Annotated in this window: 9 protein-coding genes and 2 pseudogenes; 4 read left to right on the forward strand and 7 right to left on the reverse strand. The window is 67.7% G+C overall.

Annotated features, from left to right (window positions below):
* Nucleotides 1–26: 26 nt before the first annotated feature.
* From QAD21_RS22260 to QAD21_RS22275, 4 genes are all read right to left on the reverse strand, one after another.
* Nucleotides 27–770, reverse strand: a complete 744-nt coding sequence (locus QAD21_RS22260; RefSeq protein ID WP_165629418.1) for a CDP-alcohol phosphatidyltransferase family protein — start codon at nucleotides 768–770, stop codon at nucleotides 27–29.
* The gene (locus QAD21_RS22265) at nucleotides 754–1,620 is read right to left on the reverse strand and encodes a YhjD/YihY/BrkB family envelope integrity protein (protein ID WP_058252292.1); all 867 of its coding nucleotides are present in this window, start codon (nucleotides 1,618–1,620) and stop codon (nucleotides 754–756) included. The genes QAD21_RS22260 and QAD21_RS22265 overlap by 17 nt, the downstream gene beginning before the upstream one ends.
* Before the next feature lie 208 nt (nucleotides 1,621–1,828).
* Nucleotides 1,829–2,455 (reverse strand): LysE/ArgO family amino acid transporter, encoded by a 627-nt coding sequence (locus tag QAD21_RS22270; RefSeq protein ID WP_165629417.1) that lies wholly within the window; start codon nucleotides 2,453–2,455, stop codon nucleotides 1,829–1,831.
* 69 nt (nucleotides 2,456–2,524) lie between these two features.
* On the reverse strand, nucleotides 2,525–3,148 hold the full coding sequence (locus tag QAD21_RS22275; protein WP_165629416.1) for a TetR/AcrR family transcriptional regulator: 624 nt from the start codon (nucleotides 3,146–3,148) through the stop codon (nucleotides 2,525–2,527).
* A gap of 93 nt (nucleotides 3,149–3,241) precedes the next feature.
* Here QAD21_RS22275 and QAD21_RS22280 point away from each other — a divergent pair, with 93 nt between their 5' ends.
* The gene (locus tag QAD21_RS22280; RefSeq protein WP_165629415.1) at nucleotides 3,242–4,303 is read left to right on the forward strand and encodes an ABC transporter permease; all 1,062 of its coding nucleotides are present in this window, start codon (nucleotides 3,242–3,244) and stop codon (nucleotides 4,301–4,303) included.
* A gap of 58 nt (nucleotides 4,304–4,361) precedes the next feature.
* A pseudogene (locus tag QAD21_RS22285) lies at nucleotides 4,362–5,252 on the forward strand (LysR family transcriptional regulator ArgP); the annotation flags it as partial.
* A gap of 81 nt (nucleotides 5,253–5,333) precedes the next feature.
* On the opposite strand, the gene QAD21_RS22290 reads toward QAD21_RS22285, so the two are convergent.
* From QAD21_RS22290 to QAD21_RS22300, 3 genes and pseudogenes are all read right to left on the reverse strand, one after another.
* A complete protein-coding gene (locus QAD21_RS22290; RefSeq protein ID WP_165629413.1) occupies nucleotides 5,334–6,581 on the reverse strand; it encodes a hypothetical protein in 1,248 nt (415 codons plus the stop codon).
* A gap of 113 nt (nucleotides 6,582–6,694) precedes the next feature.
* A pseudogene (locus QAD21_RS22295) lies at nucleotides 6,695–8,027 on the reverse strand (MFS transporter).
* Between the two features lie 71 nt (nucleotides 8,028–8,098).
* Entirely contained in the window at nucleotides 8,099–9,109 is a 1,011-nt protein-coding gene (locus QAD21_RS22300) for a Ku protein (protein ID WP_165629411.1), read from the reverse strand.
* A 72-nt stretch (nucleotides 9,110–9,181) separates the two neighbouring features.
* On the opposite strand from QAD21_RS22300, the gene QAD21_RS22305 reads away from it, so the two are divergent.
* Both QAD21_RS22305 and QAD21_RS22310 read left to right on the forward strand, forming a co-directional pair.
* Nucleotides 9,182–11,551, forward strand: coding sequence for an ATP-dependent DNA ligase (locus QAD21_RS22305; RefSeq protein WP_277243555.1), 2,370 nt, complete (start codon nucleotides 9,182–9,184; stop codon nucleotides 11,549–11,551).
* A 33-nt stretch (nucleotides 11,552–11,584) separates the two neighbouring features.
* On the forward strand, nucleotides 11,585–12,340 hold the full coding sequence (locus tag QAD21_RS22310) for a dienelactone hydrolase family protein (RefSeq protein ID WP_165629409.1): 756 nt from the start codon (nucleotides 11,585–11,587) through the stop codon (nucleotides 12,338–12,340).
* The last annotated feature ends 89 nt before the right edge of the window (nucleotides 12,341–12,429 follow it).

Below are 12,429 nucleotides of genomic sequence, written 5' to 3' on the forward strand. Positions count from 1 at the left end.
GGATGGGAGCCGCCCGCGACGAGAACTCATCCGAGCCGTCGGGTCTGCCTCCGCACCGCGATCCCCAACTGGACCGTCCCGATCAACGCCAGTGCCGCGCCGATCGCCGCGATGAACAGGGCCAGGCCGGACGCGACGGCTGAACTCAGTCCCGCGCACCACCACGAACCCGCACTCACCGTTGCGACGACCGCCAGTATCACCCGCGACGGCCGCTCCCACACGGTGACTGTGCCTGGCCCCTTCATGCCCACCGCCTGCGCCGTGGCGCGGGTGATCTCGAGGATGAGGGTGAGCACCGCGATCGTCGCGCCGAGCCATGGCGGTGCACCCACGACCACCACGATGCCGACGAGCATCACGTCCGAGAACCGGTCCGCCACCGAGTCGTTGATACGTCCCCACCGCGAGGCCGTTCCGGTCTGGGCCGCGATGGCACCATCGATCCCGTCGAGGAGCGCGGCCAGGACGATGACGAGTGCGGCGAGCAGCGGCCACCAGTCGCCGAGAATGGTCAGACACAACGCGATCGCGGTGGCGATGACTCCGAGAGCAGTCACGGTGTTCGGCGTGAGGCCCAGTCGGGCCAACGGTCGCGCACAGGCGTGGCTGACGAGCACCCAGTTCCGGACCCAGAAACTCGCGCGCGGATCGAGCCCTCCGTGGAGCCTCGACCACGAGTCGAGTGCCTCGTCCCTGGCGCTCGCCGTCCGCTCCGCACCCGACGCCGCCGTGAGGCTCCGGCCCGCTCGCTCAGGCTCCGCGGACACGTCCCCTCCTCTGCTTCTCGATCGCCTGCCCGAACGCCCATCCGATGATGACGATGACGTGCGCGACGTACAGCCACAAACCGACCGCCACCACCCCGCCGATCACCCGGAGACCGCCGTACGGGATCCCGACATCGATCGGAAGGGACAGGAACAGCAGGAAGCCCTGGGTGAATCCGGCGATGAACGACGCGGTGCCGAGAGCGCTGGCCGCCGCCACCCCGAGTGATGGCTCACCGGGCGTCACCTTCCAGTACACCCAGGTCAGGGCCACCGTGACCAGCATCCACACGACGATGAACTCGACCACGATCCGGACCACGAGGTCGCCGAAACCACCCGTTCCGCCTCCCTCGGGCGCAAACGTCGTGAGTGTGCCCGCGACGCCGACGACCACATACGCCAGTGGCGGCACGACGACCACCAATCCCAGCACCCAGATCCGAGACCGCCATCCCGTGAACCGGTCCTCGCGCGGATACAACGTCATACACGCGCGGCGAAGACCCTCGCCGTAGAACGACGCCGGGAACAGCAACACCAGTGCGCCCATCAGCGTCAGTCCGGTACCGACCGCGACGGCCTCGTCGAACACGCCACGGCCGCCCATGGCCGGTGGGATGAGGACGCGCAGCTCCGCCAGGGACTCCTCGGCGGACGGGCCGCGGAGCCAGGTCGTCGACCAGATCCCCAGCAGCGCCCACGGCACGACGGCGATCGCCGCGAAGTAGGTGAGGGTGGCAGCAGCCGCGGCGAGGTCGCCGCGGCCCAGTACATGGCGCACATCGGTCACCAACGCACGCACGTCGAACGTCGTCGTCTGCTCGCGGATCGTGGTGTCGCGAGTCACCGTCGGGGCCGATCGGCGCGGTGTCACCCCTCCGGGATACCCGAAACACCCCACTCGCGCCGCAGCAGTGTCCGATCTGAGTCCTCGGTGACTCCACCGTGATCACCTTGTCGCATCCACCGCGGTCCTGCACCTGTCCGGCTGCCGGGGGATCCCGGGTGACGACACCGGTCACCGACGAGCGCCCCGCACATGCTCGGAATGCGTGTCAGATCGACGCGAACAGCGCGATCGCCATCCCCAGCATGATGACCGCGACCACCGCGTCGAGCATCTTCCACGCCCGCGGACTCGCGAAGAATCCGGACAGTCTCCGAGCTCCGCCGCCGAGCGCGGTGAACCACAGGACACTCGCGATGCAGGCACCGAAGGCGAACGCCCACTTGCCGTTTCCGTGGCCGTTGGCGATGGCACCCATGGTGATGACCGTGTCGAGGTAGACGTGCGGGTTGAGCCAGGTCAGAGCCAGGGCCGTACCCACCGCCACCCAGCGGCCGGTGGACTCGGCCCCGATCTCGTCGGTGGCGGCTGCGATGGCCTCGTCACTGCGCACACAGCGTCTGGCGGCCATGACGCCCAACGCCCCGACATACAGTCCGCCGGCCGCTTTCGCGAACGTCACCACCTCCGGGTGCGCGGCGACGAGCGCGCCGAGGCCGGCCACCCCTGCCACGATGAGTACGACGTCGGAGAGGGCGCAGACCGCCACGATCTGACCGGTGTGCCTGCGGGCGACGCCCTGACGCAGCACGAAGACGTTCTGGGGTCCGATGGCGATGATCAGACCGGCGCCGGTGAGGAGCCCGGCAAGTGTCGGTACGAGGTAGGCGGTCACCGGGACGACGCTAGGGCGACACGTCCCGGTCAGTACAGCGAAACTTTTTCACGAATGAACAGTTGAACTTCAGATTGTGGACATTTCGTCGCCCAGTCCGATGCCACGTAGAACTGCGCACAAGGCCTCGATGTAGTCGGTGACATCAAGGTCACCGACCAGGCCCTGCTGAACGACCACCCCCTGCATCGCCGAGACCATCACCTGCGCGAGCACCGCAGGCTCCGCGGGCAATTCGTGGCCCGCGGCCCGCCAGGCCGTCAGCACGCGTTCGAAGACGCCCCGCAGTCCACGGATGATGTCGCGCACGGTCTCGCGCAGCTCCGGGTTGTTGGCGGCCTCACCCCATACCGTCAGGACCATCCGGAAGCCGTCGGTCATCGGCGCGATCTCCAGCAGGACCCGTTCGGCCAGTGCGCGTACAACCGCCTCAGGCGACGGGGGTTGCTCTACCGGGTCGTCGAAGCTGCTGATCCCCGACTCGTAGGCGGCGAAGATCGACCGCGCAACGGCGGCGATCAGTTCTTCTTTCGACGAGTAGTACGAGTAGACGGCACCCGCACTGAGCCCGGATTCCCGGATCACGTCAGACATCGACGCACGGTGGAACCCCTTGTCGACGAAGCATCGGCGAGCGGCGGCGAGGATCTGCCGGCTTCTTTCGAGCTTGCGTTCGTCGCTGATCTTGGGCATGCCGACAGTCTAAAACGAATATTCGTTCTTGATTCCTCGCGGCTCTCCGCGCATACTCAGAAAAACGAAGATTCGTTCTTTTTAGGAGTGGTCATGAGCACTGAACTGCACTCGACAGATTCGCGCGATCGGGCGCCCATTGCGACCGCGGAGGCCGACGGTGCGCCCCCGACCGGGCGGGCACCCAGTTGGCGCCTCGTGGCGGTGATGGCGCTGCTGATCCCGACGTTCGTGATCGCGATCGCCGCGATGTTCGTGTCACTGGCCGTCGATCCCGAGCCGCATCAAGCCCCACTGGGTCTCGTCGCACCGCCGCCCGCGGCACAGGCGATCGAGACGGCGCTCGCCGACCGGGCCGGTGAAGACGCCTTCGCCGTCGAACGATTCGCCGACACCGAGGACGCGCGTGCCGCCATCGAACGGCGCGACCTGGTCGGCGCGATCGCGGTCGGGCCCGGCGGGGTCACGGTGCTGACCGCGGAGGCGGGTTCGCCGGTGCTGGCGCAGGTCGTCGCCGGGGTCGGGAACGGCATCGCCACCGCCCAGCGTGTACCGGTCGCCGTCGAATCCGTGGTCCCCACTCCCGAGACAGATGCCCGCGGAACGGGTTTCGCCGCCGGACTGTTGCCGTTGCTGATCGCCGGCATGGCGCTCGGCGGGGCGGCCGCGATCGGGTTGCGCGGCCGAGCCGCCATGCAGGCGACGCTGGCGGTCCTGGGGCCGCTCGTGGCCGGGTTCGGTTTCGCGGCGACGTGGTCATGGCTGGGCGTCATCGACGGTGGTATCGGCCCCGTCGGACTCGCCGCAGCCCTGATGATCGGAGCGATCACCTGGTTCACGGTTGGTGCGGGCAGCCTGCTCGGCCCCGCCGGGGTCGGGGTGTCCGCGCTGGTGATGGTGCTGATCTCCAACCCGCTGTCGGGGCTGGCATCGTCGCCGTACCTGTTGCCCGCGCCGTGGGGAACGATCGGCCAGTGGTTGCCGCCCGGCGCCGGCGGCACGCTGCTCCGTTCGGTCGCGTATTTCCCGGCGGCGAGCATCACCGGACAGGTCGCCGTTCTCCTCGGGTGGATTGCCGTCGGCGCCGCGCTCCTCGCACTCGGCGTGGTGCGCGGACGGCGGGCCGACTCCGCGGGCGACACCGTCCCCGCCTGATCCGGCCGGCGGTGGTGTGTCTCGCCTGTCCGGCGGGACACACCACTAACCTCGGCTCGTGGACATCAGTCAGGAAGGCCTGCGCACGCTGGCCGCGGTCCTGCGCGAGGGCACCTTCGACGCCGCGGCCACCGCCCTGCACATCACCCCGTCGGCGGTGAGCCAGCGGATCAAGGCGCTGGAGTCCGCTGCCGGGCGGGTACTCCTCCGGCGGACCAAGCCGGCGACGGCCACACCCGATGGCGAGGTGCTGGTGCGGTTGGCCAAGCAGTGGGAACTACTGCTCGCCGAGACCCGCGCCGAGTTCGTGGGCGCGCCCGACGACGACGATCTGCCGCTGGTCGAACGTCCCCGTGTCCATCTCCCGGTCGCGACGAATGCCGACTCGCTCGCGACCTGGTTACTGCCCGTGCTCGCGCGATTCCACCGGGAGCACGCGGTGGCGGTCGAGGTCTTCCGAGACGACGAAACCCGCAGCAGCACCCTGCTCCGCACCGGCGACGTGCTCGCCGCGGTGACCTCGGAACCACTCGCGATCCGCGGGTGCGCACTGCAGTCGCTCGGCACGATGCGCTATCTGCCGGTCGCCACACCGGAATTCATCGACACATGGCTACCCGACGGGCCCGATGCCGATGCACTGGCCCGGGCCCCGATGGTGCAGTTCGACCGCAACGATCACATCCAGCGGAACATCTCGGCCGCCCTCGCCGGCCGGCCCGTCGACCCGCCCGCGGTCTACATCCCGGCGTCGACCGAATACCACCGCGCCGTCACGCTCGGCATCGGCTGGGGCGCCGTCCCGGTCGTCCAGATCGCGGACGCCCTCGACACCGGTCGCGTCCGCCTCATCGCCGACCACCACATCGACGTCCCGCTGTACTGGCAGCACTGGAAGCTGAGTTCGCCTCTGCTGCAAACACTCACGACGAGCGTCGTCGACGGCGCGCGCGGGTTCTCCAGCACTGATCGCGCTCGACTCGTCGCCGTCCACGACGGGCAGACCCAGCTGTGGACGAATCGGACGTTGTCACACGCCTGCGGTCGACGGTGTTCCCGCGACCGCCGGGCTGTCGTCGACCGTGCGCCGGCCCCGAACGACAGCGACGCCGAGAACGCCCACAGCGACCACGAGGCAGGCGATCACGTAGGGGAGACTCCCGATCGGTGTGTTGTCGGCGGTGATTCCGTCCTCGGCGTCGAGGTAGGCGGGCAGCGCGGTGCACCACAGTACGAGGTGCACCCCGAGGAACAGGACCGGGAACACGACGAGGAAGGGCCGAGCGCTGCGGGCGTCGTCGACGCCCAGCGTCGGGTCGCTGCGCATGCGTCGCCATTGCACGTACAGAAGGGTCAGTCCGATGCCCCACACCAGGGCCATCTCTCCCCAGTAGACGACGGTCTGCGCGTCGTGATTCGCGTTCTCGTCGCGGCCGAACAGCGCCGTCGGAATGGACAGCAGTGGCATGCTGACGACGGCCACAACACCGGACACTACGACGCGCCAGGTCAACGACCATCCACGCGGGGCGCGTCCGTGGGAGGTCGGGATCTGCACCAAGCGCACCGCGACGTAGACGAGAACCGCGAACGAGACGGTCGCGAACAGCCAGACGCTCCCCCACGGCACCGCGGCCAGTGTGGGCTCCGCGGCGGGATTGCCGAGCTCGTCGGGGGCGATGCCCTGGGCTCGGAGCTGGGCGAGGGTGTCGCGATAATACGGCGCGTCGACGTTCCACGCCCACCACTTGAGCTGCGGGCCGAGCTGGTCGAAGATCTCGTAGAAGGTCTGGAACACCAGGGCCAGAACGAGCGAGCCGCGCAGCGCGGAGCGCTTCGACCCGTCGAAGAAGCCCCACGCCCGCACGATCTCGTAGGCGACCTGGCTCACGGCCGGATAGAACGCGACAATGTACAACGGCAGCCGGTCGTACATGAACATGACCGTGAACACGTTGTGGGAGAACATGAATCCCATCGCCTCTTCGGCGTGGAACCAGTTCGGGAAGTACAGCGGCGGCTCGATCACGAACAGGTAGACCAACGATCCGATCCACACCGTCAGGTTGGTGGGGTCGCCGTCGCGACGCAGTCGGCGGATCGCGTGGATCAGCGCGAGGACGGCACCGAGGATGATCGTGACCTCGAGGACCGGTTGCGTCCAGTGCTCGAGGTCGGCCGGATTCCGGATCGTGACAATCGGATTCGCGCCCTCGCACTCGAACCCCAGGTAGCCGGTGATGATCGACGGGACGTCACCCGGCGTGCAGACCGCCATCGTCTCCGCCTCCTGCAATGGCTGCGCTCCGGCGCCGATCCGCCGAGCCCACTCCGCTACGTCACGTCATGCCTGTGAATGATGTGTCACCGTAGTATGTGCTCCAGGTCACGTCAACGGACCGCGGCGGAGTCGACCAACTTCGGATTCGACTCGTCGACAAGGGGGTTCTCGATCTCGTCGCGCCACATGCCGGCCGCGAAGTAGAACGCCCACGCGATCGGCACCGGGAGCAACCCGGCCAGCACGAACGTGGCGGTCAGGCCGATCGCCGACGAGACCGGGGCGGCGATCGCCATCGACACCGGCATCAGCGCGACCGATACGAAGAAGTCGAGACTGGCGATGCGACCCAACAGTGCCGGCGGCACCCGACGCTGTAAGAGCGTTCCCCACAGCACCATCGGGCCGTCGAAGAGGATGCCCATGGTCACACCGGCGGCGACGAACATCCACGTCGAATCGGCGAGACCCATCAGTACCAGCGGCAGGCTGGAGAACGCCCACAGTGAGAACATGACGGTGAGGTACCGGCGCGGCATCGGGATCGAGGCAAATACCAGTGACGCCGCAGCCGCACCGAGTCCGAATCCGGCAAGCACCCAGGCGTGCTGGGTCGCGCCGCCGTCGACGCGCTCACGTAATGCGAACGGGACGAGCACCTCGATGGGGCCGAGCGTCGCCAATACCAAAACGCAGGCGAAAAGCAGCGTGCCCCACAGCCACGGGGTCCGGGCCATGTAGACGAAACCTTCGGCCAGGTCGCCGACGATCCGGCGGGCACCCGCACCCTCGACGACCTCCGGCGCGTCCTCGCCCGTCTCGCCGAACCGGCGCGCGGTGACCGCGGCCATCCCGAGATAGCAGACACTCGACAGGATCGCGGCGACCGCCGCCATCAACACCGCGGGCCCGGGCCCAGGCACCGATGACGGCGCCGGCGACCATCGGGCCGACTGCCTGGAAGACGACCGGGCGGAAGAAGCCCTCGATCCCGTTGGCCGCCTGCAGCTCCGACGGTGCGACGACGCCGGGCAGCAGCGCCGAATAGGCCGGGTAGTACATCCCGGTGGTGATGCCGCCCAGCAGGGAGGCCACCACCACGTGCCAGAGTTGCAGCACGCCCGCGATCGAGGCCAGACCGATCGCGCCGAACGCGACCATCTTCGCGACCTCGAGGCCGATCATGATGTGGCGCTGCGAAATACGGTCGGCGAGCACGCCACCGGCCAGCGTGGAGACGAGCATTCCCACCGCGGCCACGCCAGTTGCCAGCGACACCTGACCCGGCCCGCCGCCGAGCGCGATGATCTGCCAGATCACCGCGATCGTCCACACGCCGTCGGCGAACATGGCGAGGATCAGTCCGGACGCGAGCAGCCGGTACTGCCGACGCGCGAACGGCAGCAGCGCGCGGGGCAGACGGGAGTCGGCGGCGGAGGTCACCCTTCGAGCTTGCCCGAACCCGCTGGGGTGGTGCCAACCCTTTTCGGACCGCTGTTGTCCGGCGGTGCGGGTCAGCTCGCCTTGCGCGAGGACTTCTTGGCGGGCGCCTTCTTGGCTGTGGACTTGCTCCCGGACTCGCCGGACCCCGAGCTGCCCGAGGAGGTCTTCTTCGCCGTCGACCTGGAAGCGGTCTTCTTGGCCGGCGCCTTCTTCGCGGTCGTCTTCGCCGCAGCCTTCTTGGCCGGTGCCTTCTTGGCCGCGGTGTCCTTCGAGTCCGAATCCTTCGAATCCGATCCCCCGCGGTCCTTCACCGATGCGCGCAGCGCGGCAAGGAGATCGGCGACGTCGGAGTCCTCGGTGTCCTTGTCTTCGTCGTCGGATTCGGGGAACGCCTCGCCACCCTCGGACTTCGCCTCGATGAGCTTCGTCAGCTCGTTCTGATAGGTGTCCTCGAACTCGGAGGGGTCGTAGTCCGATGCCATCGACTCGATCAGCGAGGCCGCCATCTGCAGTTCCTGATCGCGGATCTCGGTGTCGTCGTCGAGGAAGCCGAAGTCGGGTTTGCGGACCTCGTCGGGCCACAGCAGCGTCTGCAGCGTCATCACCCCGTCGACGACGCGCAGCGCGGCCACGCGTGTCCGGTTGCGCAGGGTGAAGGAGGCGATCGCGAGCCGGTCCGTCTCCTCCAGCGCCTTGGCCAGCAGGACGTAGGCCTTCGGCGACTTCGACGACGGTTCGAGGTAGTAGGGCTTGTCGAAGTAGATCGGATCGACCTGCTCGGCGGGTACGAACTCCAGGATCGAGATCTCGGGACTCTTCTGCACCGGCAGCGAGGCGAGGTCTTCTTTGGTGAGGATCACGGTCTCGCCGGACTCGGATTCGTAGGCGTTGGCGATGTCGCCGTAGTCGACTTCGGTGTCGGTGCCCTCGCGCACGCGGCGATAACGGATGCGGGTTCCGTCCGACGAGTCGACCTGATACGACTTCCGGTCGTGACTCTCGGTCGCGGAATAGACCTTGACCGGCACGTTGACCAGGCCAAAGCTGAGGTCGCCCTTCCAGATCGAGCGCATGAGGGCCATTCTGCCAGGGATCCGGGCCGGATGGCGGCAAGCTGCGCGACGTTCTGACCGGCGTTGTGGACAATGGGACGCATGGCAGGCGGCGAGACACTGGAGGTCGACGGTCGGCGGATCTCGATCACCAATCTCTCGAAGGTGCTCTATCCGGCGACGGGGACGCGGAAGTTCGAGGTCATCGACTACTACTCGCGGATCGCCGATGTCCTCCTCCCCCACGTACGCAACCGCCTCATCACCCGTAAGCGGTGGCCCAACGGCGTCGAGTCGACCCCGTTCTTCGAGAAGAACGTTCCCGAGAGCGCACCTGACTGGATCCGACGCCACGGCATCCAGCACAGCGAGCGGGTCATCAACTATGCGATGGCCGACGACCGCGCCACGCTGGTCTGGCTCGCGCAGATGGCCGTGCTCGAGATCCACACGCCGCAGTGGCGGCTTCCCATGGGGCCCGACGGCGCGCCGATGGCCAACCGCATCGTGTTCGACCTCGATCCCGGTCCGCGGGTGCCGCTGCACCGGACCGCGGAGGTGGCGTGCGAGATCCGCAACTGGCTCGGCGGTGCGACGACGTACCCGGTGACCAGCGGCGGCAAGGGCATCCACCTCTACGCGCGGCTCCCGAAGCCCGTGACGTCGGATGCGGCGCGCAAGGTGGCGCAGGAGGTCGCCAACGAGTTCGCCCGTCAGCACAGTGATTTCATCACCGCCAAGATGTCCAAATCGCTGCGCGACGACAAGGTCTTCATCGACTGGAGCCAGAACACCGCCGCCAAGACCACTCTCGCGCCGTACTCGATGCGCGGACGCGAGCAGCCGTGGGTGGCCGCGCCGCGCACCTGGGAGGAGATGGAGGACCCCGGACTCTCCCAACTGCTCTACACCGAGGTGCTGGAACGCGTCGAGGAATTCGGCGATCTCCTCGACGGCCTGGACGATCCCTACGACGACGAGCCGGAGGTCGTCGTCGAGCCCGCGGCGGGACAGGTCATCAACCTGAAGGAGTACCGGCGCAAGCGCGACCAGTCGAAGACACCCGAACCCTTCGGCGACGAAGCGCATCGACATCGCATCGAAGCCGAGAGCTCTGCTGCAGAACCTGATTCCTCGGATACGCAGACCGAGAGGGCACCGATCTTCGTGATCCAGGAGCACCACGCCCGTCGGTTGCACTACGACTTCCGACTGGAACACGACGGGGTCCTGGTGTCGTGGGCCGTACCGAAGAACCTGCCCACCGACCCCGACCAGAACCGGCTCGCAGTGCAGACCGAGGACCACCCGATGGACTACGCCGAGTTCGAGGGCGACATCCCGGCGGGCGAATACGGCGGCGGTCACGTGTCCATCTGGGACAGGGGCACATTCGAGCTCGAGAAGTGGCGGGACAAAGAGGTCATCGTCCGCCTCCATGGCGAGCGCGTGCAGGGACGGTACGCCTTGATCCGGACCGGCGAGAAGAACTGGCTCGCCCACCTGATGAGCGACGAACCGCGTCCGATCGTCCCCGACAGCCTCACCGACCCGCGCCCGATGCTCGCGACCGACGAGTCGATCGACGGACTCAACGGTCGAGACTGGGCATTCGAGGGCAAATGGGACGGATATCGGCTCCTCATCCGTTCGGTCGGCGGCGAGTTCCGGCTCACCTCCCGATCGGGTATCGACATGACCGCCGACTTCCCCGAACTCGCCGGCCTCGCAGATGATCTCGGTCTGATGGATGTGGTGCTCGACGGTGAGGTCGTCGCGATCGACTCGTCGGGCCGCACCAATTTCACGCTGCTGACCTCGCGTCGGCACACCGACGAGCCGTATTCGTTGCGGTTACACCTGTTCGACATCCTGTTCCTGAACGGCTCGTCGTTACTGCGCAAGCCGTGGTCGGTTCGACGCGAACTCCTCGAGGAGCTGGCGCCCGCGTTCCGCAACTCCGCCTTCGTCGAAGTGCCTCCGCTGCTCCCCGGACCGGGATCGGCCGCCGTCGAATACAGCCGTGACCACAACCTGGAAGGTGTTGTCGCCAAACGCCGCAACTCGGTGTATCAGCAGGGACGTCGGTCGACCACCTGGCTGAAACACAAGAACTGGAGCGACATCGAGGTCGTGGTCGGCGGATATCGGCCGGGCCGCGGCAACCGCGCGCACACCATCGGTTCCCTGCTCATCGGTTTGCCCGAGGAGACCGGACTCCGCTACGTCGGTCGCGTGGGAACCGGCTTCACCGACGCACAGTTGCGTTCGCTTGCAGAGGAACTCGGACCGTTGGAGATCTCGCGGTCGCCCTTCCTGGACAAACTCGACCGGCCCGTCGAGTCCAGCGCGGTGTGGGTCCTGCCGAAGATCGTCGGCGAGGTCCGGTTCATGGACTGGACGACGGCCGGGCATCTGCGGCATCCCAGCTGGCGGGGGATCCGGAGGGACAAACTGCCCGGTGATCTGTGACCCGGGGCGTGAACCGAGCAGAGGAGCGTGGACATGACGGGTGAGACGATCACCATCTCGGCGGCCGACGGAGAGACCGAAGCCTATGTGGCACGGCCCGATTCATCCGGGACGTCTTCGGGAGTCCTGTTCCTCACCGATGTGATCGGCCTACGACCTCGCATCGAGGCCATGGCCGACCGCATCGCGTCCTGGGGTTACGTCGTGCTGGTGCCGCACCTGTTCCACCGGTACGGGTCCGCGGCCGAGTGGGCGCCCACCGAGGATCTGCTGTTGCCCGAGGCGCGGACCGCATTCTTCCGATCCGCGATGCCGCGGGCACGGACCCTCACGCCCGACGCGGTACGGCCCGACCTCGTCGCCTACCTGGATGCGCTGCAGTCGCTGCCGGGCGTCGCACCCGGACGTGTCGGTGTCACGGGCTACTGCATGGGTGGCCGGCTTGCGCTGAACATCGCCGCCGCCCGGCCCGACGACGTCGCCGCGGTCGGCATGTTCCACACCGGCGGCCTCGTCACCGACGACCACGACAGTCCGCACCTGCATCTCGTCGGCATCGACGCGTTCGTCCTCGCCATCCACGCCGACAAGGACTCATCACTGCCCGCGATGGCGGTCGCGCAGTTCGAGCACGCCCTGACCGGTGGGGGCGTGGCGCACTCGGCGACCGTCTATCCCGGTGCGCCGCACGGGTATACGATGTCCGATCTGGCGGCGTATCACCACGAGGCCTGCGAACATCACTTCGATGAGCTCAAGGCTCTCTTCCGGCGGACGTTGTCGGGGTGAGGTGGGTCCGCTCCGACCCCCGGTGAGTCCGATCGTGCGATCGTCGGACAGGTACCGCGGGCCCCGCAAGGCGACTACAAGTCGCCTGT

The organism is Gordonia sp. SMJS1, from assembly GCF_029866425.1.
Lineage (GTDB): Bacteria > Actinomycetota > Actinomycetes > Mycobacteriales > Mycobacteriaceae > Gordonia > Gordonia hongkongensis.